At 69.6% G+C, this 22673-nt stretch carries 26 protein-coding genes; 16 read left to right on the forward strand and 10 right to left on the reverse strand.

The window, feature by feature from the left end; translation table 11 throughout:
- Window positions 1-61: 61 nt before the first annotated feature.
- The 3 genes from ETO60_RS11335 to dapD all read right to left on the reverse strand — a co-directional run bounded on the left by ETO60_RS11335 (window position 62) and on the right by dapD (window position 1596).
- The gene (locus ETO60_RS11335; protein ID WP_234026235.1) at window positions 62-283 is read right to left on the reverse strand and encodes a hypervirulence associated TUDOR domain-containing protein; all 222 of its coding nucleotides are present in this window, start codon (window positions 281-283) and stop codon (window positions 62-64) included.
- A 10-nt stretch (window positions 284-293) separates the two neighbouring features.
- Window positions 294-632: a hypothetical protein gene (locus ETO60_RS11340; protein ID WP_234026236.1), complete on the reverse strand. Its 339-nt coding sequence runs from the start codon at window positions 630-632 to the stop codon at window positions 294-296.
- A 112-nt stretch (window positions 633-744) separates the two neighbouring features.
- The gene (gene dapD, locus ETO60_RS00415; protein WP_130001765.1) at window positions 745-1596 is read right to left on the reverse strand and encodes a 2,3,4,5-tetrahydropyridine-2,6-dicarboxylate N-succinyltransferase; all 852 of its coding nucleotides are present in this window, start codon (window positions 1594-1596) and stop codon (window positions 745-747) included.
- 203 nt (window positions 1597-1799) lie between these two features.
- On the opposite strand from dapD, the gene ETO60_RS00420 reads away from it, so the two are divergent.
- On the forward strand, window positions 1800-4151 hold the full coding sequence (locus ETO60_RS00420; RefSeq protein WP_234026237.1) for a S8 family peptidase: 2352 nt from the start codon (window positions 1800-1802) through the stop codon (window positions 4149-4151).
- Here ETO60_RS00420 and ETO60_RS00425 read toward each other — a convergent pair.
- The 4 genes from ETO60_RS00425 to ETO60_RS00440 all read right to left on the reverse strand — a co-directional run bounded on the left by ETO60_RS00425 (window position 4148) and on the right by ETO60_RS00440 (window position 9166).
- Complete coding sequence (locus ETO60_RS00425; RefSeq protein WP_130001767.1) at window positions 4148-5218, reverse strand: phosphotransferase family protein; 1071 nt, start codon at window positions 5216-5218, stop codon at window positions 4148-4150. The genes ETO60_RS00420 and ETO60_RS00425 overlap by 4 nt on opposite strands.
- Window positions 5218-6303, reverse strand: a complete 1086-nt coding sequence (locus tag ETO60_RS00430; RefSeq protein WP_130001769.1) for a Zn-dependent alcohol dehydrogenase — start codon at window positions 6301-6303, stop codon at window positions 5218-5220. Before ETO60_RS00430 ends, ETO60_RS00425 begins: the two co-directional genes overlap by 1 nt.
- A complete protein-coding gene (locus ETO60_RS00435; RefSeq protein WP_130001771.1) occupies window positions 6300-7619 on the reverse strand; it encodes an acyl-CoA dehydrogenase family protein in 1320 nt (439 codons plus the stop codon). Before ETO60_RS00435 ends, ETO60_RS00430 begins: the two co-directional genes overlap by 4 nt.
- A gap of 62 nt (window positions 7620-7681) precedes the next feature.
- Window positions 7682-9166 (reverse strand): MFS transporter, encoded by a 1485-nt coding sequence (locus ETO60_RS00440; RefSeq protein WP_130001773.1) that lies wholly within the window; start codon window positions 9164-9166, stop codon window positions 7682-7684.
- Between the two features lie 175 nt (window positions 9167-9341).
- Between ETO60_RS00440 and ETO60_RS00445 the strand changes: the two genes are divergently transcribed.
- The 3 genes from ETO60_RS00445 to ETO60_RS00455 all read left to right on the forward strand — a co-directional run bounded on the left by ETO60_RS00445 (window position 9342) and on the right by ETO60_RS00455 (window position 12641).
- Window positions 9342-10535, forward strand: coding sequence for an acyl-CoA dehydrogenase family protein (locus tag ETO60_RS00445; RefSeq protein WP_130001775.1), 1194 nt, complete (start codon window positions 9342-9344; stop codon window positions 10533-10535).
- Between the two features lie 79 nt (window positions 10536-10614).
- Window positions 10615-11754 carry an acyl-CoA dehydrogenase family protein gene (locus tag ETO60_RS00450; protein ID WP_130001777.1) on the forward strand — a complete coding sequence of 380 codons (1140 nt, stop codon included), beginning with the start codon at window positions 10615-10617 and terminating at the stop codon, window positions 11752-11754.
- A gap of 80 nt (window positions 11755-11834) precedes the next feature.
- Window positions 11835-12641: an SDR family oxidoreductase gene (locus ETO60_RS00455; RefSeq protein ID WP_130001779.1), complete on the forward strand. Its 807-nt coding sequence runs from the start codon at window positions 11835-11837 to the stop codon at window positions 12639-12641.
- Between the two features lie 28 nt (window positions 12642-12669).
- Here the strand turns inward: ETO60_RS00455 and gmk are convergent, their stop codons facing one another.
- The 3 genes from gmk to ETO60_RS00470 all read right to left on the reverse strand — a co-directional run bounded on the left by gmk (window position 12670) and on the right by ETO60_RS00470 (window position 14429).
- Window positions 12670-13323 (reverse strand): guanylate kinase, encoded by a 654-nt coding sequence (gmk, locus tag ETO60_RS00460; protein WP_234026238.1) that lies wholly within the window; start codon window positions 13321-13323, stop codon window positions 12670-12672.
- Window positions 13324-13386: 63 nt separating this feature from the next.
- Window positions 13387-13878: a hypothetical protein gene (locus ETO60_RS00465; protein ID WP_130001781.1), complete on the reverse strand. Its 492-nt coding sequence runs from the start codon at window positions 13876-13878 to the stop codon at window positions 13387-13389.
- Between the two features lie 47 nt (window positions 13879-13925).
- On the reverse strand, window positions 13926-14429 hold the full coding sequence (locus ETO60_RS00470; RefSeq protein ID WP_130001783.1) for an SspB family protein: 504 nt from the start codon (window positions 14427-14429) through the stop codon (window positions 13926-13928).
- 88 nt (window positions 14430-14517) lie between these two features.
- Here ETO60_RS00470 and hisB point away from each other — a divergent pair, with 88 nt between their 5' ends.
- The 12 genes from hisB (at window position 14518) to pal (ending at window position 22631) form a co-directional block, all read left to right on the forward strand.
- Window positions 14518-15111: an imidazoleglycerol-phosphate dehydratase HisB gene (hisB, locus tag ETO60_RS00475; RefSeq protein ID WP_130001785.1), complete on the forward strand. Its 594-nt coding sequence runs from the start codon at window positions 14518-14520 to the stop codon at window positions 15109-15111.
- Complete coding sequence (gene hisH / locus ETO60_RS00480) at window positions 15104-15736, forward strand: imidazole glycerol phosphate synthase subunit HisH (protein WP_130001787.1); 633 nt, start codon at window positions 15104-15106, stop codon at window positions 15734-15736. The genes hisB and hisH overlap by 8 nt, the downstream gene beginning before the upstream one ends.
- Window positions 15733-16464, forward strand: coding sequence for a 1-(5-phosphoribosyl)-5-[(5-phosphoribosylamino)methylideneamino]imidazole-4-carboxamide isomerase (gene hisA / locus ETO60_RS00485; RefSeq protein ID WP_130001789.1), 732 nt, complete (start codon window positions 15733-15735; stop codon window positions 16462-16464). Before hisH ends, hisA begins: the two co-directional genes overlap by 4 nt.
- A complete protein-coding gene (hisF, locus tag ETO60_RS00490) occupies window positions 16461-17231 on the forward strand; it encodes an imidazole glycerol phosphate synthase subunit HisF (protein WP_130001791.1) in 771 nt (256 codons plus the stop codon). Before hisA ends, hisF begins: the two co-directional genes overlap by 4 nt.
- A complete protein-coding gene (locus tag ETO60_RS00495) occupies window positions 17224-17559 on the forward strand; it encodes a phosphoribosyl-ATP diphosphatase (RefSeq protein WP_234026239.1) in 336 nt (111 codons plus the stop codon). The genes hisF and ETO60_RS00495 overlap by 8 nt, the downstream gene beginning before the upstream one ends.
- A complete protein-coding gene (locus tag ETO60_RS00500) occupies window positions 17549-17926 on the forward strand; it encodes a histidine triad nucleotide-binding protein (RefSeq protein ID WP_130001794.1) in 378 nt (125 codons plus the stop codon). The genes ETO60_RS00495 and ETO60_RS00500 overlap by 11 nt, the downstream gene beginning before the upstream one ends.
- 68 nt (window positions 17927-17994) lie before the next feature.
- Entirely contained in the window at window positions 17995-18474 is a 480-nt protein-coding gene (locus ETO60_RS00505; protein WP_130001796.1) for a YbgC/FadM family acyl-CoA thioesterase, read from the forward strand.
- A 7-nt stretch (window positions 18475-18481) separates the two neighbouring features.
- Window positions 18482-19183: a protein TolQ gene (gene tolQ / locus ETO60_RS00510; protein WP_130001798.1), complete on the forward strand. Its 702-nt coding sequence runs from the start codon at window positions 18482-18484 to the stop codon at window positions 19181-19183.
- Entirely contained in the window at window positions 19183-19632 is a 450-nt protein-coding gene (gene tolR / locus ETO60_RS00515) for a protein TolR (protein ID WP_130001800.1), read from the forward strand. The genes tolQ and tolR overlap by 1 nt, the downstream gene beginning before the upstream one ends.
- 14 nt (window positions 19633-19646) lie before the next feature.
- On the forward strand, window positions 19647-20636 hold the full coding sequence (locus tag ETO60_RS00520; protein ID WP_130001802.1) for a TonB C-terminal domain-containing protein: 990 nt from the start codon (window positions 19647-19649) through the stop codon (window positions 20634-20636).
- Entirely contained in the window at window positions 20636-22051 is a 1416-nt protein-coding gene (tolB, locus tag ETO60_RS00525; RefSeq protein WP_130002930.1) for a Tol-Pal system beta propeller repeat protein TolB, read from the forward strand. The genes ETO60_RS00520 and tolB overlap by 1 nt, the downstream gene beginning before the upstream one ends.
- 55 nt (window positions 22052-22106) lie before the next feature.
- Window positions 22107-22631 (forward strand): peptidoglycan-associated lipoprotein Pal, encoded by a 525-nt coding sequence (gene pal / locus ETO60_RS00530; RefSeq protein ID WP_234026240.1) that lies wholly within the window; start codon window positions 22107-22109, stop codon window positions 22629-22631.
- Window positions 22632-22673: the final 42 nt, after the last annotated feature.

Below are 22673 nucleotides of genomic sequence, written 5' to 3' on the forward strand. Positions count from 1 at the left end.
GCGCTCACCACACGTGTCCCTCAGCGCCGCCGAGCCTTCCGGGAACGAGCGGCCGCATGGGTCATGTTTTGCTCAGTTCGGAACCAAGCTTGAGCACCCTGTCTCCGTCATCCTGCTTGATGAGATAGGCAGGGTTATCTTTTGACCCGTGACGCGTGATCTTGCTGCCCTTGATGGTGCGGCTGACGTCGCGCTCGAACCGCTCCACGATCTTGCCCTCGGCCGTGCCGCCGCCCCAGTGCCACGTCACCGTGTCACCCTTGGAGAAGCGGTTGTCGGCCACGCCGCCTGCCTCAGTTCCGGTTGGCCGGGTTCGGCATGGTGGTGGTGGTGTTGGCGTCGGCGGCGCCCGGCTGGTTCTGCAGGGTGCGGGCCGAACCTTCGTCGCCGAGCAGCACACCGTCCGTGCTGCTGCTTCCGCCGGCGCGGTCCTCCGCGGCGCGGATGCGCTGATCGACGGTGGCCGCACCCTCGATTTCATCCTGGGTCGAGGCGCCGATGATCCACACCGACAGCAGCAGGATGGCCGCGATCGCCGTCCCGAAGATCAGCACCCATCGCGCCACATTGTTCTTTGAACCCGCCGATGCCTCGACATCGCGGATGTGAATTTCCTCGTCCGGACTCGCCATTGCTGCTTTCCTTGATGCGGTCCTGCGGCGGACCTTCGCCCCCTTGGTGACGTCGCAACGGACCACCGCCCGCCGGGTTCCAGCAGGCGCTTCTGTGGATGGCCCGCCCGGATCAGTCGCGCAGCAGTTCGTTGATGGCGGTCTTGCTCCGCGTCTGTGCATCGACCGTCTTGACGATCACCGCGCAGTAGAGCCGCGGATCGCCCGTCCCCCCACCTTCGCGCGCCGAGGGCGCGCTGCCGGGAACGACGACGGAATAGGGCGGCACCTCGCCGCGGTACTCGCGCCCGCTCTGCCGGTCGATGATGCGGGTGGAGGCGCCCAGATAGACTCCCATCGACAGCACCGCACCCTCTCCGACACGAACCCCTTCGGCGACCTCGCTGCGCGCGCCGATGAACGCCCCGTCGCCGATGATCACCGGCTCTGCCTGCAGCGGCTCGAGCACGCCGCCGATCCCCGCACCGCCGGAGATGTGGACGTTGCGCCCGATCTGGGCGCATGACCCGACGGTGGCCCAGGTGTCGACCATCGTCCCCTCGCCGACATGGGCGCCGATGTTGACGAAGGACGGCATCAGCACGGTTCCGCGCCCGATGAAGGCGCCGCGCCGCACGACGGCGCCGGGCACTGCGCGGATGCCGGCATCGCGGAAGCGCCCCTCGTCCCAGCCGGCAAACTTCAGCGGCACCTTGTCGAACCACGGCCCGGGCACGCCGTCGGTGTCGCCGTCGCTCCTCATCACCCGGTTGTCGTTGAGCCGGAACGACAGCAGCACAGCTTTCTTCAGCCACTGGTTGACCGTCCACCCGCCGTGGGAATCGGGCGAGGCGACGCGCGCGTCGCCGCTGTCGAGCAGGTCCAGCGCGGCGTTGACGGCCGCCGTGATCTCGCCGTCGCCCGGACCGAGTTCGCCGCGGCGCTCCCATGCCGCCTCGATCCGGTGCTGCAGATCCCCGACCATCGCTGCCTTTCCCCCTTTCGTGGTGTGTCGATGCTTGGCCGTAGGCGCGCCGCTTTCCTCCTGCAAGCCGCCGTCGCACACCCCACCCTGCGGCGCACCCGGCCGCGCCTTTAAGCGCCTGTTAACGGCTTGGGACCGAGTGACAGAGGAGAACACGCGCAGGATAGCAGATGGAACATCGGGGAATGGGGATCAGGTGCGGCGTGGGCTTGAGACTTGTTCTCGCCGGAACGGCGGCGCTGGCGCTGTCGGCGTGCGGCGGCAGCGGCGGAAGCCGCGTCAACCCGGCCCCGCCTCCCCCCACCGGCGGGCCGGCGCCCGCTCCGTCGCCAAGTCCCTCACCGACGCCGAACTTCGACACCGCGGAAGTGCGCCGCTCTGACGGACCGCAGTTCCACAATGCCGTGACGGCATGGCGCAGCAACATCACCGGGCGCGGGCAGACGATCGCCATTGTCGACACCGGCATCGACCAGACCAACCCGGAATTCACCGGCCGGATCTCCGCCGCTTCGCGCGATGTGGCGGGCAACGCAAGCGTGCAGGCGGAAAACGATCACGGCACCAATGTCGCCCTCGTGGCCGCGGCGGCGCTGAACAACACCGGTGTTGTCGGCATTGCGCACCAGGCCACGATCATGGCGCTGCGCGCCGATCGTCCGGGCACCTGCGCCCGCCGTTCGGACGGCTCGCTGGAAGGATGTCAGTTCTTCGACAGCGACATCGCCCGCGGCGTCGATGCGGCGGTGGCGGCGGGAGCCCGCGTCATCAATCTCAGCCTCGGCGGCGGCACGCCGACGGTCACGCTTCGCAACGCCATCAACCGCGCGGCGCAGGCAGGCGTGGTCATCGTGGTGGCGGCGGGCAATGGCGGGAACGCAACCGGCGCGGATGCCAATCCGGCCGAGCCGGATCCCTTCGCCTCCGGCATCCTGACCGCCGGCGGTGCCAATGTCATCATCACCGGCTCGGTCGATGAGAACGGGGCTTTCTCCAGCTTCAGCAACCGCGCCGGCTCGCGCGCGCCATCCTTCCTGTCGGCACAGGGGCAGGGCATCTGCTGCGTGTACGAAAACGGCGACATCCGGGTCACGACCGAGGCCGATGGCCGCCGCTTCGTCACCGTGTTTTCGGGGACGAGCTTCGCCGCGCCGCAGGTGTCGGGCGCGGTGGCCTTGCTGGCGCAGGCGTTTCCGAACCTGACCGGCGCGGATATCGTGCGCATCCTCCTCGACAGCGCCCGGGATGCCGGGGCCGCCGGTGTCGACGAGGTGTACGGACGCGGCATCCTCGACATCGCCCGCGCCTTCGCGCCGCGCGGGGCGACGAGCCTCGCCGGCTCCGACACGCGGCTCGCCCTCGGCGACAGCACCGGGGTCGCCTCGCCGGCGATGGGCGATGCGCTTGCCCGCGGCGCGCTGAACAGCGTGCTGACGGATGGGTATCGTCGCGCCTACGCCATCGATCTCAGCCGCGGCATGACCGCCGCCGCGCCGGCGCAGCGGCTGCACGCGGCGGTCGGGCAGCACGGCCGCTCCCTGGGCGGCTCCGAGGGGCCGCTGGCGCTGGCAGTGTCGATCGGGGCGCCCGGCGAGGCTCATGGTCCGTCCGTGGCGCCGATGCCGCTGCCGCTCGCGCTCACGGCTCAGGAAGCCGCCGGCGCCCGCGTGCTTGCGGCCACCGCGGCGGCGCGGCTGTCCCGCTCCACCACGCTGGGCCTCGCGGTGGAGGGCAGCGCCGACGCGCTTGTCCGCCATCTCGACGGCCGCGCGCCCATGCCGTTCCGGATGGTCGGGGAGAGCGGCAGCGACAGCGGCTTTGCCCGCACGGACACGGTTGCCGTGGCGCTGCGCAAGGACGTCGGTCCGTGGGCGTGGACAGCCAGCGCGGCGAGCGGAGACGCGTATCTCGGCGGTTACCGACATGGCTGGGACACTCTGTCGCAGCGGCGGGAGCGCCGCCCGGCCACGACCCTGGCACTGGCGCTCGACGGCACGGTCGGCCTCGTCGACCTGTCCGGGTCGCTGACCTGGCTGAGCGAGCGCGAGACGGTGCTCGGCGGCTACTTTCACCCGGCGCTCGGTGTTGCAGGCGCGAACACCGTCTTTGCCGATGCGCGGCTGGCCTTTGCTCCGGCGCGCGGATGGACCCTCGCGGCGGCAACGCGCCACGGGTTCACGGGCACGGGATCGCCCGCCGGCGGCGCCGGCGCGATCAGGAGCCGCGCGCTCACGCTCGACCTTGTGCGGACAGGCGTGCTCCAGACGCACGACATGCTCGGCCTGCGCCTGTCACAGCCGCTGCGGGTCACGTCGGGCGGCCTCGATCTGCTGCTGCCGGTCGACTACGACTACGCCGCTGCCGCTCCGGTGCTGGGGTCGCGGCGCCTGCCGCTGGTGCCGCGCGGACGCGAACTGGCGGGCGAACTGTCGTGGGCCGGCACGCTGTGGCACGGACAGGCAGGCGCCAGCCTGTTCTACCGTCGCCAGCCCGGCCATGTCGCCGCCGCTCCGGATGATGCCGGGCTGCTCCTGAGCTGGAGCCGCTCCTTCTAGGGCAGGCCGGCGCGGCGCGCAAACAGATAGGCGGTGTGGACCAGCGGCCCGACGCGTTCGGACATCTGGCGCGCATGCGCCGACGACGCGGTGCCATCGATCACGCGCTTCTTGATCCCCTGCATGATCCCCGCCAGCCGGAACAGGTTGTAGGCGAAATACCAGTCCATCGGCGGCACCGGATAACCGGTCCGCGCGACATAGCGGTCGACCGCCTCCTCCATGGTCGGGATGCCGAGCGCTGCATGGTCCAGCCCACCGATCCCGGCCCTTCCGTCGGGCGGGTTCACCCAGTTGAGCATGAGGTAGGCGAAGTCGGCCACCGGATCGCCGAGGGTGGACAGCTCCCAGTCGAGAACCGCCGCCACGCGCGGCGCATCGGGAGCGAACAGAAGATTGTCGAGGCGGTAGTCGCCATGCACGATCCCACTGGCGTGCTGCGGCGGCACCGTCTGCGGCAGCCATTCGATCAGCCGGTCCATCTCCGGCAGCGTTTCGGTTTCCGACAAACGGTACTGGGTCGACCAGCGGGCGATCTGCCGCGCGCAGTAGTCTTCCGAGCGGCCGTAGTCGGCGAGACCGATCGGGTCGGCATCCGTCAGATGGAGATCGGCCAGCGTGTCGATCATGGCATGGTAGAGCGCGCGTCGTTCATCGGCGGACGCGCGGGGCATCGCCCCGTTCCACAGGCTGCGTCCGTCGACGAGCTCCATGACGAAGAACTTCGATCCGATCACCGTCGCATCTTCACACAGACCGAACATGCGCGGGACGGGAAAACCCGTCCGGCCCAGCGCCGTCATCACCCTGTATTCGCGATCGACCGCATGCGCGCTCGGCAGGAGCTTGCCGAAGGGCTGTCGGCGCAGCACGTAGCTGCGCCCCGGCGTGTCGATGCGGTAGGTCGGGTTGGACTGGCCGCCCTTGAACTTGGCGAGCGCGACGGGTCCGGCGAACCCTTCCACGTGGTCGCGCAGCCATGCCGTCAGCGCGGCCTCGTCCAGTCGGTCGCGCTCGGGCACGTCGATGATGCCGACCATCTCCTGTTCGTAGTCGATCCCCGCCATCAGCCGAACACCACCACCGAACGGGCCTGATGACCCGCGCGCAGCCGGTCGAAACCCTCGTTCACCTGCGCGAGCGGGATCCGCTCGGCGACGAGGGTGTCGAGGTCGAGCAGTCCGCGCATGTAGAAGTCGACCAGCCGCGGCAGGTCCACCGGAAAGCGGTTCATGCCCATGATGGCGCCCTGAAGCCGCTTGCCGCTGAGCAGATCCATCGCGGACAGCCCCACCTTGCAGTCGAGCGGCATCATGCCGAGGATGGTTGCCGTTCCTCCACGGCGCAGCGCCTTGACCGCAAGGGCCGCCGACTCCGGCCGGCCGACCGCCTCGATGGCATGGTCGACGCCGCCCTTGGTGAGCGCCACGATCTCCTCTGCGGCCGTCGGGGAGAGGGCATCCACTGTGTCAGTTGCCCCCAGCACCTCGGCCAGCGCCCGCTTCTCAGGCTGCGGATCGGCAGCCACGATCCGCCCCGCTCCCGCGATCCTCGCCGCGTTGATGGCGGCGAGCCCGACCCCGCCGCAGCCGATGACCGCCACCGTCTCGCCCGGAACCAGCCGCGCGGCGTTGAACACCGCCCCGGCGCCGGTCGTCACCGCGCAGCCGATCACGGCCGCCCGGTCGAGCGGCATGTCCCGGTCGATGGCGACGCAGGCGTGTTCGTGCACGAGCATCGTTTCCGCCAGCGCCGACAGGTTGAGCATCTGGTGCACCGGACCGTCGCCCCGGCGAAGGCGCGGCGGCTGCTGAGGCGAACGCCGCGTCTCGCCGCCAAGACACAGTGCCATGCGGCCCGTCACGCAGAATTCGCAATGTCCGCAGAAAGCCGACAGGCAGGTGACGACGTGATCGCCGGCCTTCACGGTCCGCACCTCCGAACCGACCTCGAGGACCACGCCCGCCGCCTCGTGGCCCGGCACGCACGGCAGGGCATGGGGATAGGCGCCGTCGATGAAGTGCAGGTCCGAATGGCACAGGCCGCAGGCCGCGGTGCGGATCAGCACCTCCCGCGGACCCGGCTTGTCGACTGTCAGCGTGTCGAGGACAAGCGGCTCCCCCGTCCGCTCCAGAACCGCCGCCCGGCTCATGCGGCGCTCGCGCCCGCGCTGCCGCCGCCGCTGCCGGCCGCAAGGCCCGCACCGACACCGTCATTGCCGTCCGGTCGGGCCGCGTGGCGGGCGAACTCGATCCGCGCAATGGCCCGCGCGTGCACTTCGTCCGGCCCGTCGGCGAGCCGCAGCGTGCGCTGGTGGGCATAGGCGCGCGCGAGGCCGAAATCATCGGAGACACCCCCGCCGCCATGCGCCTGAATGGCATCGTCGATGATCCTGAGCGCCATCACCGGCGCCTGCACCTTGATCATCGCGATTTCCTGCGCGGCCGCCTTGTTGCCGACCTTGTCCATCATGTCGGCCGCTTTCAGGCACAGGAGCCGGGTCATCTCGATGTCGATGCGCGCCCTGGCGACCCGCTCTTCCCACACGGAATGCTTGTAGATCGGCTTCCCGAAAGCCTCGCGCGATTGCAGCCGGCGGCACATCTTCTCCAGCGCCTCTTCCGCGACCCCGATCGTCCGCATGCAGTGGTGGATGCGTCCCGGCCCCAGACGGCCCTGCGCGATCTCGAACCCGCGCCCCTCGCCCAGCAGCATGTTCTCGGCCGGGATCCGCACGTCCCTGAGCTCGATTTCCATGTGCCCATGCGGGGCGTCGTCATAGCCGAACACGGGCAGATGGCGCAGCACGGTCACGCCCGGCGCGTCCAGCGGCATCAGCACCATCGACTGCTGCGCATGGCGGCTGGCGCTGGTGTCGGTCTTGCCCATGAGGATGGCGATCTTGCAGCGCGGGTCGCCGGCTCCGCTCGACCACCACTTGCGGCCGTTGATGACGTATTCGTCGCCGTCCCGCTCGATGCGGCACTCGATGTTGGTCGCATCGGATGAGGCGACCTGAGGCTCGGTCATGAGGAAGGCGGAGCGGATCTCGCCGTTCATCAGCGGACGCAGCCACTTCTCCTTCTGCTCGGCCGTTCCGTAGCGGTGCAGCACTTCCATGTTGCCGGTGTCGGGCGCCGAGCAGTTGAACACTTCGCTGGCGAAGCCGATCCGGCCCATCTCTTCGGCGCACAAGGCATATTCGAGATTGGTCAGCCCCGGCCCGTCGAACTCGAAGCTGTCGTCGACATGCTGGTGGCCGGCGTTGCGCGGCGGCATGAACAGGTTCCAGATGCCCTGCCGCCGTGCCTCCTTCTTCAGATCCTCGACGACCTGGATGACCTTCCACCGTTCGCCCGCGCGGTCCTGCTCGTCATAGACGGGCACGGCGGGACGGACGTGCCGGGTGATGAAGTCGCGCACGCGCCCCTGCCAGTGTTGCTGCCGCTCGGTGGGGTGGAAATCCATGGCTGTGCGTCCTCTCTGTTGTGGGCACGGGATGCCGTGTCCGCGCGCCGGGCGCAACCCGCTCAGGGCACGCCCGGCGTGCTCGCGCCCGGATTGTGCCCCGCGGCGGCGAGCGCCGCCAGCCGCGCCTCGTGATCGGCGCGGTTGATGGGAAACCGCGCCAGCCAGAACGACGTCACCACCGCCAGCACCAGCGACACGGCGGCAAAGACAAGGATCAGGCGATCGATGACGGCGCCGTCGACCGCGCCGGGCACCGCGCCCTCCGGCAGGCCGGCGAAGGCGACGATCAGCCCGGCCGCGAAGATGCCGATCCCGCCGGCGCACTTCTGGATGAACCAGTTGCCGGCGTAGAACGACCCCTCCGCACGCCTTCCGGTCCGCTCCTCGAAGGCCTCGACGATTTCGGCCACCATCGACGACCCGGACAGCAGAACCACCACGCTGGCCCAGTTCGCCACCAGCAGGAAGCCGAAGATCAGGACCGTGGATGCCACACCGCCCGGTTCCGGCCAGAACCCGAGGAGAAACAGCGTGTAGGGCGTAAGCCAGCAGGCCACGCCGAGCAGCACGATCCGCGACGCCGTCACCGCCTTGCCCCAGCGGCGGTGGAGCGGCCCCACGGTGAGAAACACGGCGACGATGCTGGCGAACAGGACGAAGGGCAGGATGTTGAACGCGCCCGGGGTGAACTGCCAGACATAGAGATACAGGTAGTTGATGAGCGCGAAGGTGATGCCCTGGCTCACATAGGCGGCCACCGAGCCGGCGGCGAGGATCACGAAGGCGCGTTCGGAAAACGCCTCGCGGATTTCGGAGAACGCGCCGCGGAAGGAGAACGGGGCGTGCCGATGGGCCGGGTATCCGGCCACCCGCCGGTGCTGCGCCAGCGCCGATCCGAGCACCGAGACCGTGATGAGCGCGCCGCCGAAGATGCCGAACGCGGCATAGCCGTCCGGGTCCAGCATCCCGCCCGACAGGAACACGCCATAGGCGAGCAGGAGCATCAGCAGCCCGCCCGCCCACCCCAGCAGCCCGCGCCAGCGGAACAGGTCGGTCCGTTCGTCATAGTCGCGGGTGAGTTCCGGCACGAGGGCGGCGGAGGGCACCTCGACCATCGACAGCAGCAGCCGCACCGTGACCGCAACCGCCAGCAGCCGCCAGAAGGACGGCTCCTCGCCGGGAAAGGCCCACAGGACCGACCACATGATGCCGAGCGGCACGGCCGCCGCATACATCCACGGCAGGCGCCGGCCCCAGCTTGTGTAGGTGCGGTCGGACAGGTTGCCGAGCAGCGGATCGATGCACGCGTCGATGAACAGCGCCAGCATCAGCGCGAGGCTGACGGTGGCCGCTGGCATGCCGAGCACCTGATTGTAGTAGAGCAGCAGGAACACGGCAAAACCGTTGTCCTTGACGCCGAAGGCCACGGCTCCGAACCCGTTGGCAAGCTTGATCCGGAGGGGGAGCGGCTGCGCCGCGGACGCTGGCGCCGCGCCGCGGCGCGGCGTTCCTGCCAGCTCCTCATCCCGCACCGCCTGCTCCATGCCGACTCCCGCAGCTTGCCGGTCCAAGCCTAGGGCGCGCCGGAGCACCGTCAATGGCGGGCGCAATGACGCTACGGCATCCGGGCGAAGGCCATCGCGGGGTTGCGGAGCCCTGATGACGCGGCCTAGTGTCTGCCGGCCGCGGGGCGACGCGGCGGGCTGAAGGATGAGGATCATGGCCGACCTGACCCAGTTTCGTGAACAGACCCGCACCTGGCTGCAACAGAACTGTCCGCCCGAGATGCGCGAGCCGGTCCGGTCCGAGGACGACATCTACTGGGGCGGGCGCGACGCCCGCTTCGCCAGCGAGGCGCAGCGGGTCTGGTTCGAGGCGTGCCGCGACAAGGGCTACACCGTTCCGGCCTGGCCCAAGGAGTATGGCGGCGCGGGATTGTCGCCGCCGGAAGCCAAGGTGCTGCGCGAGGAGATGGCCCGCATCGGCGCCCGCCCGCCGCTGTCCTCCTTCGGCATCTGGATGCTCGGACCGGCCCTGCTGCACTTCGGCACCGAGGGACAGAAGCAGCGGTTCCTCCGCGAAATCGCCCGCGGCGAGGTCCGCTGGTGCCAGGGCTATTCGGAACCGGGCAGCGGATCGGACCTCGTCTCCTTGCAGACGTCCGGCGAGGACCGGGGCGACCACTGGCTCGTCAACGGCCAGAAGGTGTGGACCTCCTACGCGGACAAGTGCGACTGGATCTTCTGCCTCGTACGCACGGATCGGGAGAACAAGTATCGCGGCATCACCTTCATGCTGTTCGACATGACGACGCCCGGCGTGTCGACCAAGCCGATCAAGCTCATCAGCGGATCGAGCCCTTTCTGCGAGACGTTCTTCGACGACGTGAAGGTGCCCAAAAGCTACGGCGAGGACATCCCCGCGCAGGTGGGCGAGGTCAATCGCGGCTGGGACGTGGCCAAATACCTTCTCGGCCACGAGCGCGAGATGATCTCGGGCGCGGACAGTTCCGAGCGCACCGCAGGAATAGGGGCCGCGATGAAGCGGGTGGCCGAGGGCGGCGGCGGCAGTCTCGACCCGCTGCTGAGGGCCGAGCTTGCCCAGTTCGACGTCGACGCGCTTGCCTACGCGTGCATGGGCGAGAAGTTTCTCGACGAGGTCAAGGTCGGCAAGGCCCACCCGGCGCAGCCGAACATGATGAAGTACGCCGGAACGGAACTGAACAAGCGGCGCCACGAGCTGATGATGGCGGTCGGAGGCTCGCGCGCGCTGGAATGGGACAGCGAGGAAACCGCGGGCGGCAAGCCGGCGCGTGACTGGCTGCGGACCAAGGCCAACAGCATCGAGGGCGGCACCAGCGAGATCATGCTGAACGTCGTCGCCAAGCGCATCCTCGACCTGCCGGGCGGTTAAGGGGCGCCGCCGGCGCGATCACAGCAGAGGACGAGTGCGCATCGGCCGACGATCGGCTGATGACGGAAGGGACAAGAGGATGCCGCTTTACCACACCGACGACCAGCAGATGCTGCACGACACCGTTGCGCCGTTCATGGCGGAGGAAGGCGGCATTGCCCGGCAGCTGCGGCACTGGCGCGACCGCGACTGCCCCGACGGGTTCGGGCATGCGCTGTGGCGGCAGTTCGCGGAGATGGGGTTCACCGGCATCCTCGTCGCGGAAGAGGACGGCGGTCTTGGCATGGGCCATGTCGAGGCGGGCATCCTCCTCGAGGAGGTCGGCCGCAACCTCACGCCCTCGCCCTTCCTCGCCACCTCCGTGCTGGTCGCCAGCGCGCTGCGCCATGGCAGCGACGATGTGCGCGGGCGCTGGCTGCCCGGCCTGCTTTCGGGCGAGACCGTCTACTCCGCCGCGATCGACGAGGGGCCGAAACACCGCCCCGAGCGCATCGCCTGCCGCGCCGAGCGTTCGGGCAACGGATTCCGCCTGACGGGTCAGAAGGACTTCGTGCTGCACGGGGCGAGCGCCGACATGATCGTGGTCGCGGCGCGCACCTCCGGCGAGGACGGTGAAACCGACGGCATCACCCTGTTCGCCGTCCCGCGCGATGCCAACGGAATGCAGCACCAGCCGGTGCGGCTGGTCGACAGTTCGGTGGCGACACACACCCGCTTCGACGGCGTGGAACTCGACGGCGACGCGGTGATCGGCGAAGTCGACGGCGGCCGGGTGGTGCTCGACGCCATGCTCCGTGCCGGGCGTGTCGGCGCAGCGGCCGAAGGGGTGGGCGTCGCGCGCGGCGCCATGGACATGACGGTCGGCTATCTCAAGCAGCGCAAGCAGTTCGGCCGGTTCATCGGCGAGTTCCAGGCCCTGCAGCACCGGGCGGCGCATCTCTATGCGGAGGTGGAGATCGCCAGGGCGGCAGTGATGAAAGCGGCGCAGTTGCTCGATGCCGGCGCCGAGCAGGCCGACCTGATGACAAGCGTCGCCAAGGCCAAGGTTGCCAAGGCGGCGCGGTTGGCGGTTCAGGAGGGCGTGCAGATGCATGGCGGCATCGGCATGACCGATGAATACGACATCGGCTTCTACATGAAGCGTGACCGGGCGCTGGCGGAGTTCCTGGGCGACGAGCACTATCATGCCGGACGGGTCGCGGCGCTGAGCGGATACTGATCCGCCGGGCGGATGCAGGTCCCCAGGCGCGGCTCGACGCACGGCGGCTGACTGGCTGAGAACAAGCGGAGTTCACCTCAATGAACCTTACAGACCTTTTCTCCCTCGACGGCCGGGTGGCGCTCGTCACCGGCGGATCGCGCGGCATCGGGCGGATGATCGTCGAAGGCCTGCTCGCCGCGGGCGCGGCGTGGGTCTACATCGTCGCCCGCAAGGCGGAGCAGGTGGAGGAAACCGTCGACGCGCTGGGCGGCAAGGTGATCGGCCTTGTCGGCGATCTCAGCCAGATGGACGGCATCCAGCGGCTCGCGGACGAGCTGGCCGCGCGCGAGGACCGGCTCGATCTGCTCGTCAACAATGCAGGCGCGGCGTGGGGCGCGGAGTTCGAGGAATTTCCGGAGGCCGGCTGGGACCGGACGATGGACCTGAACCTCAAGACGCCCTTCTTCCTGACGCAGAAGCTCTACCCGCTGCTGAAAGCCGCCGCCTCGCCCGACCGCCCGGCCAAGGTGCTCATGATCGCGTCGATTGACGGGATGAAGAGCAATCCGTGGGAAACCTATCCCTATCAGGCGTCGAAGGCGGGCCTCATCCACCTCACCCGCCGGATGGCCGCGCGGCTGATCCGCGACAACATCGTCGTCAACGGCATCGGTCCCGGAGCGTTTCCGTCCGCCATGAACCGCGCCGCCCGCGACAACGAGGAGATGGTCAGCCGCGGCATTCCGGCGCGCCGGGTCGGCGTGACCGAGGACATGGCGGCGGGCGCGATCTACCTGCTCAGCCGCGCGGGCGACTATGTGGTAGGCACGACGATCCCCATCGACGGCGGGGTCGTGAACGCGAATGTCGGGGCTGGAAACTTCGTCGATCCGTCGGGGCGGTGAGAGGACAGGGGGCCGATGGATACGGCCCTCACCCCATCAGGCCGCGCACGAAATCGACCAGCCCGGTCTGCCGCGCCCGCCTGAGCCGCTCCGCCTTCAGGATGCCGTGCACGGCGGCAAAGCACCGGTCGAAGTCGTCGTTGACGACCACGTAGTCATAGCCGTCCCAGTGGCTGATCTCAGAGCGGGCGCGGGCCATGCGGTACTGGACCACGTCCTCGCTGTCCGATCCGCGTGAGCGGAGCCGTTCCTCCAGCGCCGCGATCGAGGGGGGCAGGAGGAACACGCGGACGACGTCCACCTCCATCCTCTGATAGAGTTGCTGCGTTCCCTGCCAGTCGATGTCGAACAGGAAGTCCTGTCCCGCCTTCAGCCCGGCCTTGATCTGCGCCTTGGGCGTGCCGTACAGGTGGCCGAACACCTCCGCCCATTCGAGCAGTTCGCCATCGTCGACCATGCGGCGGAACGCCGCTTCCGTGACGAAGTGGTAGTCGCGCCCGTCGACCTCGCCCGGTCGCGGCTGCCGGGTCGTGACGGACACCGACAGGCGGATGTCGCTGTCATTCTCCAGCAGGCTGCGCGCAACGGTGGTCTTGCCCGCGCCGGAGGGCGAGGAGAGGATGAACATCAGGCCGCGGCGCTGAAGCTGGTCACGACTGGCGGGCACGCTGTCAGGAGGCATAGCCGCTGTTGGCGCAAACCGGCCGCCTTGCGCAAGGGGCCGCTGGCAGCGCGCCCCCCGTGTTCAATCGGCCATGCTGGCCAGGGTGTCTTCACCCTCCCGCTGCGCCTTGGCTTTGCCCTTCCGCCGGGCCTGGCTCCGTTCGTACAGCGCCTTGGCCAGCAGCGTGCCGCCGACCAGCGCCGCGCCCGGCACCGACCGGGTCGCGACCCGGCTCGCCCCCGCCAGCGCCAGCGTGCGCAGGATCGACTTCTTCTCCACGATCCGCTTGGCCTGCGTGTCGTCATACCGGTTCTGCAGGACCGACTTGTGCACGGTGTTGCGCATCAGCTGCGAGATGCCGCGCATCGCGATGTCGGCCATGAACATGTTGGTGGCCGGATTGGGCGACAGCCCGAGCGTTCCCGGCCCGTCGCTGCGCGCCAGCGGCTTCGTCAGGCGGCTGAGCTGGCGCCCCGCCATGTCGGTGACATGCTCGTCCCGCTCGTCGCTTGCGCCGGCGGCTCCCCGCCGTCCGCCCTTGCGCCCGTGCTGCCCGGTGGCGTTCCTCGTCATCACGTCATCCCATGCACCTTGGCCGGGAGAGTGTTCGCGCCCGGCGCCTACTTCTTGCGGCCGAAATCGACCGTGACGACGTTCGAGCCGTCCTCGCCCTGTTCAACCGTGGGCGCGGAGGCCGGTTCCCCCCCGTCATTGACGCTGTCGGAGGCGCCGTGAGGTTCGGGATCGGCGGCGACGGCCTGGAAATGCAGCCCGAAATCGACCGCAGGATCGACGAACTGGGTCACCGCCGCGAAGGGAATGGTGAGCTTGGCCGGACGCTGGTTGAAGGACAGGCCGACGCTGAAGCCCAGCTCGTCCACCGTGAGATCCCAGAACTTGTTCTGCAGGACGATCGTCATTTCGTCCGGGAACCGCTCGCGCAGATGCGGCGGGATGTCCACACCGGGAGCGCCCGATTTGAAGGTGATGTAGAAGTGGTGCGCACCCGGCAGCACGCCGCCGCTGTCCTCCACGATCGACAGAACCCGGCCGACCACGGCGCGCAGCGCCTCCTGCACGATCGTGTCGTAAGGGATCAGGCTGTCGCGTGGCTCCTCGCTCATGGATGTGTCGTGACCTGCCCGCCGCCCCCGGTCAAGCACGAATGCAGCGCTTGGATTGCCGCACGCAGCCGTTATAGCCCCACCCATCATGCGCAGCGCCACCATCTCCCGCCACACCGCCGAAACCCGCATCGAGGTCGCGGTCGATCTTGACGGAACGGGCCGCTACGACGTGGCCACCGGGATCGGCTTTCTCGATCACATGGTGGAGCAGGTCGCCAAGCACTCGCTCATCGACATCACCATGAAGGTGGAAGGCGACCTTCACGTTGACCAGCACCACACGACCGAGGACAGCGCCTTGGCGCTCGGGCAGGCGCTGCTCAAGGCGCTCGGCGACAAGGCCGGGATCGGGCGGTACGGCCACGCCTATTCGCCGATGGACGAGACGCTGGCGCGGGTGGCGCTGGACCTCTCGGGGCGCTCCTACCTCGTCTGGCGCGCCGGCTTCACCCAGGCCAAGCTGGGCGAATGGGACACGGAACTGATCGAGCACTGGTTCCACTCCATCGCGCAGACGGCGGGCATCACCCTGCATGTGGAGGTGCTGTACGGCACCAACAACCACCACGTCTGCGAGGCAATCTACAAGGGGTTTGCCCGCGCGCTGCGCCAGGCGGTCGAAAAGGACCGCCGCAAGGGCGAGGCGGTGCCGTCCACCAAGGGACAGCTCGGTGGCTGACAACGCCGCGGTCTGCCTCGTCGACTACGGCGGCGGCAACCTTCATTCTGTCGTCAACGCGTTGCGGGTTGCGGGGGCGACGGTCACGGTGAGCGCCGACGCGGATGTGATCGCCAGGGCCGACCGGATCGTCCTGCCCGGTGTCGGCGCCTTTGCCGCCTGCGCCGCCGGCCTGCGCGCGGCAGACGGGGTCATCGAGGCGCTGCACCACCGGGTGCGCGGCGGCGGGGTGCCGTTTCTCGGCGTCTGCGTCGGCATGCAACTGCTCGCCACGACGGGAGAAGAACACGGCGAAAGCGCCGGGCTGGACTGGATCCCGGGGACCGTGCGCCGGATCGATCCCGCGGATCCGACGGTCAAGGTGCCGCACATGGGCTGGAACGATGTCGTGCCGATGCCGCACCCCGGCCCCGCCGAACTGCTCGTCGACGGGGAGGCGTACTTCCTGCACTCCTATGCCTTTCATCCGGTGAGCGGCCGCGACATCGCCGCGATGACCGACCATGGCGGCGGGCTGGTGGCGGCCGTGGGACGCGACAACATGCTCGGGGTGCAGTTCCATCCTGAGAAGAGCCAGCGCTACGGCATCGGCCTGCTCGAGCGGTTTCTGGAGTGGCGACCATGATCGTGTTTCCGGCCATCGACCTCAAGGATGGTCAGGTCGTGCGCCTGTCCGAAGGCGACATGGCCCGCGCGACGGTCTATGGCGGCGATCCGGCCGCGCAGGCTCGCGCCTTTGCGGAAGCGGGCGCGCAGCATCTCCACGTGGTCGATCTCGACGGGGCGTTCGCCGGAGAGAGCCGCAACGCTGCCGCGGTGGAGGCCATCATCGACGCCTTTCCCGGCCACGTGCAGCTTGGCGGAGGCATCCGCAACGCGCAGGCGGTGGAACGGTGGTTCTCGGCGGGCGTGTCGCGGGTCGTGATCGGCTCCGCAGCCCTGAGCGACCCGCCGTTCGTGCGGGACATGGCCCGCACGTGGGAGAACGGCATCGTGGTGGCGGTGGACGCGCGTGACGGGATGGTGGCGACACACGGCTGGGCCGACGTGTCGGACGTCCCCGTCGCCGACATGGCGCGGTGGTTCGAGGACGCCGGCGTTGCGGCGCTGCTGTTCACCGACATCGGCCGCGACGGGCTGCTGAAAGGGGTCAACGTCGATGCAACGGTGGAACTGGCCCGCGCGGTCAGCCTTCCCGTAATCGCCAGCGGCGGAGTGAAGGGGCTGGACGACATCTACCTCCTTTCCCTGCACGCGGCCGACGGCATCGAGGGGGTGATCACGGGCCGCGCGCTGTATGACGGCCGTCTGGATCTCGGCGCCGCGCTGGCGTTGGCCGGGCGCGCGTCATGACGGTCCGCATCCGCGTCATCCCCTGTCTCGATGTGGCGGACGGCCGCGTGGTGAAGGGCGTCAACTTCGTCGAGCTGCGCGACGCGGGCGATCCGGTCGAGCAGGCGCGCGCCTATGACCAGGCCGGCGCCGACGAACTGTGCTTCCTCGACATCTCGGCCAGCCACGAGGGGCGCGGCACGCTGCTCGACGTGGTGCGGCGCACGGCCGAGGTCTGCTTCATGCCGCTGACCGTAGGCGGCGGCGTGCGGACGGTGGAGGATGCGCGGGCGCTGCTGCTGGCTGGCGCCGACAAGGTGGCGGTCAACTCCGCCGCCGTTGCCGACCCCGATCTCGTCGCCCGGCTGGCCGACCGTTTCGGCAGCCAGTGCGTCGTCGCCAGCATCGACGCCCGCGCCGTGACCAGCGGCGACGCGCGCGGATGGGAAGTGTTCACGCATGGGGGGCGCCGGGCCACGGGTCTCGACGCGGTCGAGCACGCGCGCCGGCTTGCCGATCTGGGCGCGGGGGAGCTGCTGGTGACCTCGATGGATGGCGACGGGACGCGTGAGGGCTACGACCTCGAACTCACGCGTGCCGTGGCCGACGCGGTGCCGGTGCCGGTCGTGGCCAGCGGCGGCGCGGGAACCCTGCAGCACCTGGTCGACGGCGTCACGAAGGGACACGCCAGCGCCGTGCTGGCCGCCTCGATCTTCCACTGGGGCCAGCACACCGTGCGCGAGGCGCATGCCGCCCTGCGTGCGGCCGGATTGCCGGCCCGTGGCTGATCCCCGCATTCTCTCGCGGCTCGAGGCCGCCATCGCGCGGCGCCGCGCGGCGGACGATGCGCAAAGCTACGTGGCGGCGCTGCACCGGCGCGGGCTTCCGGTGATCGCCCGCAAGCTGGGCGAGGAAGCGGTGGAGACGGTCGTCGCCGCGCTGTCGGGCAGCCACGAGGAGACGGTCGGCGAGGCGGCCGACCTGATCTTCCATCTCCTCATCCTGCTGTCCGCCCGGGAGGTGCCGTTCGACGCCGTGCTCAATGAACTGGCCCGGCGGGAGGGTGTCTCCGGGCTGGAGGAGAAAGCCATGCGGAGTGAACGCGATGCCGATTGATGCGACGCAACCCTATGACCACGGCAACATCTTTGCCCGGATCCTGCGCGGGGAGCTGCCGGCGCGGATCGTGCACGAGGACGAATGGGCCATTGCCTTTCACGACATAAACCCCCAGGCGCCCGTGCACATTCTTGTCGTGCCGCGCGGCCCCTATGTCAGCTGGGACGATTTCTCCGCGCGGGCGGACGCCGAGGAGATCGCCGGCTTCATCCGCGCCGTAGGAGCGGTGGCGCGGGCGCACGGGCTCGTCGCGCCCGGCTACCGCCTGCTGGCGAATGTCGGCGGGCATGGCGGACAGGAGGTTCCGCACCTCCACGTGCACCTGTTCGGTGGCGCTCCGCTCGGCCCCATGCTCGCGCGATAGGGCATCGGCCATGCGCGGCGTGGCCGGGTTGCCCCCGGCTGCTGCCCTCGGCTAGGGGTGGGCCGCACATGCACACCCATTCCGCGCCACCGCCTGCACCCGCCCTCCCCGACGGCGTCATCGACGGCGACCGGCATCTGTATGCCGTGCGCGTCTACTACGAGGATACGGATCTGTCCGGGGTGGCCTACCACGCCAACTACCTGCGCTGGTTCGAGCGGGCCCGGTCCGACCTGCTGCGCCGCCTGGGCATCGACCAACGCGCGGCAGTCGAAGCCGGCGAAGGGGCATGGGCGGTCGCCGACCTCGGCCTGCGTTTCCTCAGCCCCGCCCGGCTCGACGACGACGTGCTGATCGTCACCCGCTGCACCGAACTGCGCGCCGCCAGCTGCCGCATGGCGCAGCAGGCCTTTATCGGCGAGACGCTGTGCGCGGACGCGACCCTGCGCGTCGGCTTCGTCTCGCCGAGCGGCCGCCCGCGGCGTCAGCCGGCGGACTGGCATGCCCGCTTCACCGCTTTTGTCACCGCCCAGCCTGCGAGGCCCTGATCCCAGCATGTTTGACCGTTTCCTTCTCACCGCGGCGCCGACGAGCCTCGACCCGCTCGAACTGTTTCTCCAGGCCGACATCGTCGTAAAGCTCGTCATGATCGGGCTGGTGGTGGCGAGCATCTGGGTCTGGGGCATCATCGTCGCTTTCGTCCTGCGCATGCGTCGCCTGCGAGCCGACAGCACGCGGTTCGAGCACGATTTCTGGCGCACCGGCGATTTCGAGACTGTCCAGTCGGCCCGGCGCCGGCGCGACATCCCGCCCGCACGGGTGGCCGAGGCGGCGATTGCGGAACTGCGCCAGTCGGTGAAGGCGGGCGCCGTCGATCAGGTCGCCGCCCGCGAACGGATCGCCACGGCGATGGACAACCAGATTGCCGAGGAAGCCGATGCCCTGTCGCAGCGGCTCACCTTTCTCGCCAGCGTCGGGGCGGTGGCGCCGTTCGTGGGGCTGTTCGGAACCGTCTGGGGCATCATGAACAGCTTCTTCCAGATCGGGGCCCAGGAATCGTCCTCGCTGGCGGTCGTGGCGCCCGGCATTTCCGAAGCGCTGTTCGCCACCGCGATCGGCTTGTTCGCCGCCATCCCGGCTGTTGTCGCCTACAACCGGTTCTCCGACCAGGTGAACCGGTTCGAGGCCCGGTTGCAGCGCTTCGCCGGCCGACTGCATGCCAGCCTCAGCCGCGAGCTGGAGCAGGAGGCCGCCTGATGGGGATGAGCCTTGGCACCACCCGCCGCAAGGGCGCCCGCGGCGGCCGCGCGCCGATGGCCGAGATCAACGTCACTCCCTTCGTCGACGTCATGCTGGTGCTGCTCATCATCTTCATGGTGACGGCGCCGCTGCTGACGGCCGGGGTTGCGGTGGATCTGCCCGACAGCCGGGCCGCGGCGCTGCCTCAGGACCGGGAACAGGTGACCATCTCCATGACCTCCGACGGGACGATCTACCTCGACGACACCGTCGTGCCCGCCGGTGAGCTGGCGGAACGCCTGTCGGCGCTCGCGCCCGTCCAGTCATCCGGCTCCGCTCCGGCCGTGACGCTGCGCGCCGACCGTACCCTGCCCTATGGCAACGTGATGGCCGTGATGGGCGAGCTGAACCGGGCGGGCCTGAACTCCATTTCGCTGGTCACAAACAGTTCAGTCAGCGCGCCCTAGCGTCGAGCCCTGCCATGCCGAGAGCCGTCGCCAGCACGATCCCGAGCCACTCCGGTGAAGAGCGCGTCGGTCTGATCGTTGCCGCCGCGCTGCATGCCGGGCTGCTCGCCTTTCTCCTCACTCGTCCCGCGCCGGCTCCCACGCCGATGCCGCGCGAAGAAAGGATGGTCGTCAACCTGTCGCCGGATGTCGGCCGGTCGGACACGGCGCCCGATCCGGTGCCGGCGAGCCGGGCCGCGGTGGCCCCGCAGCTGGACACCGAAACGGCCGCTCCTCTCCCCGAGCCGCTGCCTGCCCCGGTGCCGCCCGCCGCTCCGCCTGCACCTCCGCAGCCCGCCATCGCGGAGCCGGTGCCGCGGCCCGTCGCATCGCCACCGCCTCGTCCGCAACCGCAGCCCCAGCCGCAACCTCAGGCGCGCGCCCAGCCCCAGCCCCAGCCCCGGCAACAGGCGCCCGCGCCGGCTCGTCCTGCGCCGGCACCCGCAGCCCAGGCACCTGCCCCGCCCGCAACCCGGGCCGCAGCCCCCACCGCGCGCCAGAACACCGCTCCGGCAGCCCCGTCCGCGCCCGCCGCCCGCCCCGCACCCGCGCAGCGTCAGGCGGCGAGCCGCATCGGCAGCGATTTCCTTGCCGGCATGGGCAGCGCGGACACCAACGAGACGCGCGCACCCGCCACGCGCGCCGGCGCACGCTCGCAAGCGTCGATCATCTCGGCGCTCACCCGCCAGATCAAGCCGCACTGGAGTGCGCCCCAGGGCGTGGACGCGGAACGGCTCGTCACCATCCTCGCCTTCACGCTGAACGAGGATGGCAGCCTTGCCGGACGGCCGCGGGTGGTCAGCCAGTCCGGCGTGACCGAGGCGAACGCCGCGCAGCGGGCGCTGCACGCGGAACGCGCCATCCGCGCCGTGCAACTGGCGGCGCCCTTCGACCTCCCGCGGGAGGATTACAGCGCCTGGCGGAACATCACCGGCGCCCGTTTCGACAGGAACCTATCGCAATGATGAAAGCCCTTGGCAAAGCCGCGCTGCTGCTTTCCGCAGCCCTGACCCTTCCCGTCCTCGCCCAAGCGCAGGATCTTGGCCAGCGTCTCCCGCCGGAAGGCGGCGTCGACCGCGTTCCGGTGCAGGGATCGTCCAGTCCGCAGGCGGACGGGCTGACGTTCACCGTCACCGACGAGAACGAGTGGCAGGATCTCTCCATCGCCATTCCGGCCTTCGCGACCGACCGCGACCAGCCGACCCCTGCCAACGCCCAGGGCACCGCCGCCCTTGGTCGGGCGATCGGGCAGGTCATCTACAACAATCTGCGCAACAACGGCCTGTTCCGCCCCGTCGGCCCGGACGCGCTGCCGCAGACCGGCTTCGCCCAGGTCACCGCGCCGACCTACAGCGTCTGGAGCGCCCGCGGCAACGAGATGCTGCTGCAAGGCTTCGTCCGGGCAGGTGCCGACAACCGGCTGACGATCGGCTGCTACCTCTACGACGTGGCGCTGCGGCAGGAGGTCGCGCGCGAAGGCTGGGTCGTCCAGCCGGGCGAATGGCGGCGGGCCGCGCACAAGTGCGCCGATCTCGTGTATTCGCGCCTCACGGGCGAAAACCCGTTCTTCGACAGCCGCATCGCCTACATCGCCGAGACCGGACCCAAGGACAACCGGGTCAAGCGCCTGGCGATCATGGATTCGGACGGCGCCAACCACCGCTTCATCACCAACGGCCGCTCGACCGCGCTCACCCCGCGCTTCTCGCCCGACTATTCCAAGCTGCTCTACCTGTCCTACGTCGACGGCAATCCGCGCATCTACGTCTATGACGTGGGCACCGGCACGCAGCGGCTGGTGGTGGAGAACCGCAATCCCACCATCGCGCCGCGGTGGTCGCCCGACGGCCGCTACATCATGTTTTCGATGGCGGTGGCCGGCAACACCGACATCTACCGGGTGCCGGCAGCCGGAGGTCCGGTGGAGCGGCTGACCGACGCGCCTGGCATCGACGTGGGCGGGTCGTACTCGCCCGACGGGCGAAGCATCGTGTTCGAATCCGACCGGTCCGGGTCGCAGCAGATCTACATCATGAACGCGGACGGCTCGAACCAGCGGCGCATCTCGTTTCACGGCGGACGCGCGGCCACCCCGGAGTGGAGCCCGCGCGGCGACCAGATCGCCTTCACCCACATCGCCGGCAATTTCCGCATCGCCACGATGACGCCTGATGGCCGCAACCTGCGCCATCTCACCAACAGCTGGCAGGACGAGGCGCCGACATGGTCGCCGAACGGTCGCATCATCCAGTTCTTCCGGACCGAGCGCGGGTCCGGCCGCACGGCATTGTGGCAGGTCGATCTCACCGGCCGCAACGAGCGGCAGCTGCCGACGCCGGTGGACGGGTCGGACCCTGCATGGGGACCGATCCTGCCGTGAACCGTTCCAATCCTGCGCCGCGGCGCACATCATCCACAACTGGGGAAGGATCGACATGCTGAAATCACACCATCTGGTCATGGCCCTGGCGGCGGGCACCCTGGTGCTTGGCGGATGCCGCAGCCGCGCGCCCGAGGAACTGCCACCCACGCCCGTTCCGCCCTCCACGGCGCCCGGCACCGGCGTCGGCACCGGCACCGGCGGCGCGGCGCAGCCCGGGACCCAGGCGCATTTCGAGCAGACAGTGGGCGGCCAGACGGTGATCTACTTCGACACCGACCGGTACAACATCGACTCCGCCGACCAGGCGGCCCTGCAGGCGCAGGCGCAATACCTGCGGCAGTTCCCGAACGTCACGGTCACGATCGAGGGTCATGCCGACGAGCGCGGCACGCGCGAATACAACCTCGCGCTCGGAGAACGCCGGGCGAACGCGGCGCGCAACTATCTGGTCGGCCTGGGGATCGCCGACAGCCGCATCCGCACGGTCAGCTACGGCAAGGAGCGGCCGGTAGCGCTCGGCTCCACCGAGGCTGCCTGGGCGCAGAACCGGCGCGCCGTCACCGTCGTCATCAATTGAACGGACGGGGCCGCACCGCCACGGGTGCGGCCCGCCTTTCGG

It is taken from the genome of Qipengyuania thermophila, from assembly GCF_004153605.1.
GTDB lineage: Bacteria > Pseudomonadota > Alphaproteobacteria > Sphingomonadales > Sphingomonadaceae > Qipengyuania_B > Qipengyuania_B thermophila.

Excerpts from the sequence above, each read along its gene's own strand:
- hisB (WP_130001785.1), top strand. The coding sequence starts at position 14,518 with ATGCGCAGCGCCACCATCTCCCGCCACACCGCCGAAACCCGCATCGAG.
- dapD (WP_130001765.1), bottom strand. The coding sequence starts at position 1,596 with ATGGTCGGGGATCTGCAGCACCGGATCGAGGCGGCATGGGAGCGCCGC.
- ETO60_RS00500 (WP_130001794.1), top strand. The coding sequence starts at position 17,549 with ATGCCGATTGATGCGACGCAACCCTATGACCACGGCAACATCTTTGCC.
- ETO60_RS00430 (WP_130001769.1), bottom strand. The coding sequence starts at position 6,303 with ATGAGCCGGGCGGCGGTTCTGGAGCGGACGGGGGAGCCGCTTGTCCTC.
- ETO60_RS00520 (WP_130001802.1), top strand. The coding sequence starts at position 19,647 with ATGCCGAGAGCCGTCGCCAGCACGATCCCGAGCCACTCCGGTGAAGAG.
- ETO60_RS00455 (WP_130001779.1), top strand. The coding sequence starts at position 11,835 with ATGAACCTTACAGACCTTTTCTCCCTCGACGGCCGGGTGGCGCTCGTC.
- tolR (WP_130001800.1), top strand. The coding sequence starts at position 19,183 with ATGGGGATGAGCCTTGGCACCACCCGCCGCAAGGGCGCCCGCGGCGGC.
- gmk (WP_234026238.1), bottom strand. The coding sequence starts at position 13,323 with ATGCCTCCTGACAGCGTGCCCGCCAGTCGTGACCAGCTTCAGCGCCGC.
- ETO60_RS00445 (WP_130001775.1), top strand. The coding sequence starts at position 9,342 with ATGGCCGACCTGACCCAGTTTCGTGAACAGACCCGCACCTGGCTGCAA.
- ETO60_RS00465 (WP_130001781.1), bottom strand. The coding sequence starts at position 13,878 with ATGACGAGGAACGCCACCGGGCAGCACGGGCGCAAGGGCGGACGGCGG.
- ETO60_RS00470 (WP_130001783.1), bottom strand. The coding sequence starts at position 14,429 with ATGAGCGAGGAGCCACGCGACAGCCTGATCCCTTACGACACGATCGTG.
- ETO60_RS00450 (WP_130001777.1), top strand. The coding sequence starts at position 10,615 with ATGCCGCTTTACCACACCGACGACCAGCAGATGCTGCACGACACCGTT.
- hisA (WP_130001789.1), top strand. The coding sequence starts at position 15,733 with ATGATCGTGTTTCCGGCCATCGACCTCAAGGATGGTCAGGTCGTGCGC.
- pal (WP_234026240.1), top strand. The coding sequence starts at position 22,107 with ATGCTGAAATCACACCATCTGGTCATGGCCCTGGCGGCGGGCACCCTG.
- tolQ (WP_130001798.1), top strand. The coding sequence starts at position 18,482 with ATGTTTGACCGTTTCCTTCTCACCGCGGCGCCGACGAGCCTCGACCCG.
- ETO60_RS00435 (WP_130001771.1), bottom strand. The coding sequence starts at position 7,619 with ATGGATTTCCACCCCACCGAGCGGCAGCAACACTGGCAGGGGCGCGTG.
- hisF (WP_130001791.1), top strand. The coding sequence starts at position 16,461 with ATGACGGTCCGCATCCGCGTCATCCCCTGTCTCGATGTGGCGGACGGC.
- tolB (WP_130002930.1), top strand. The coding sequence starts at position 20,636 with ATGAAAGCCCTTGGCAAAGCCGCGCTGCTGCTTTCCGCAGCCCTGACC.
- ETO60_RS00505 (WP_130001796.1), top strand. The coding sequence starts at position 17,995 with ATGCACACCCATTCCGCGCCACCGCCTGCACCCGCCCTCCCCGACGGC.
- ETO60_RS00440 (WP_130001773.1), bottom strand. The coding sequence starts at position 9,166 with ATGGAGCAGGCGGTGCGGGATGAGGAGCTGGCAGGAACGCCGCGCCGC.
- ETO60_RS11340 (WP_234026236.1), bottom strand. The coding sequence starts at position 632 with ATGGCGAGTCCGGACGAGGAAATTCACATCCGCGATGTCGAGGCATCG.
- ETO60_RS00425 (WP_130001767.1), bottom strand. The coding sequence starts at position 5,218 with ATGGCGGGGATCGACTACGAACAGGAGATGGTCGGCATCATCGACGTG.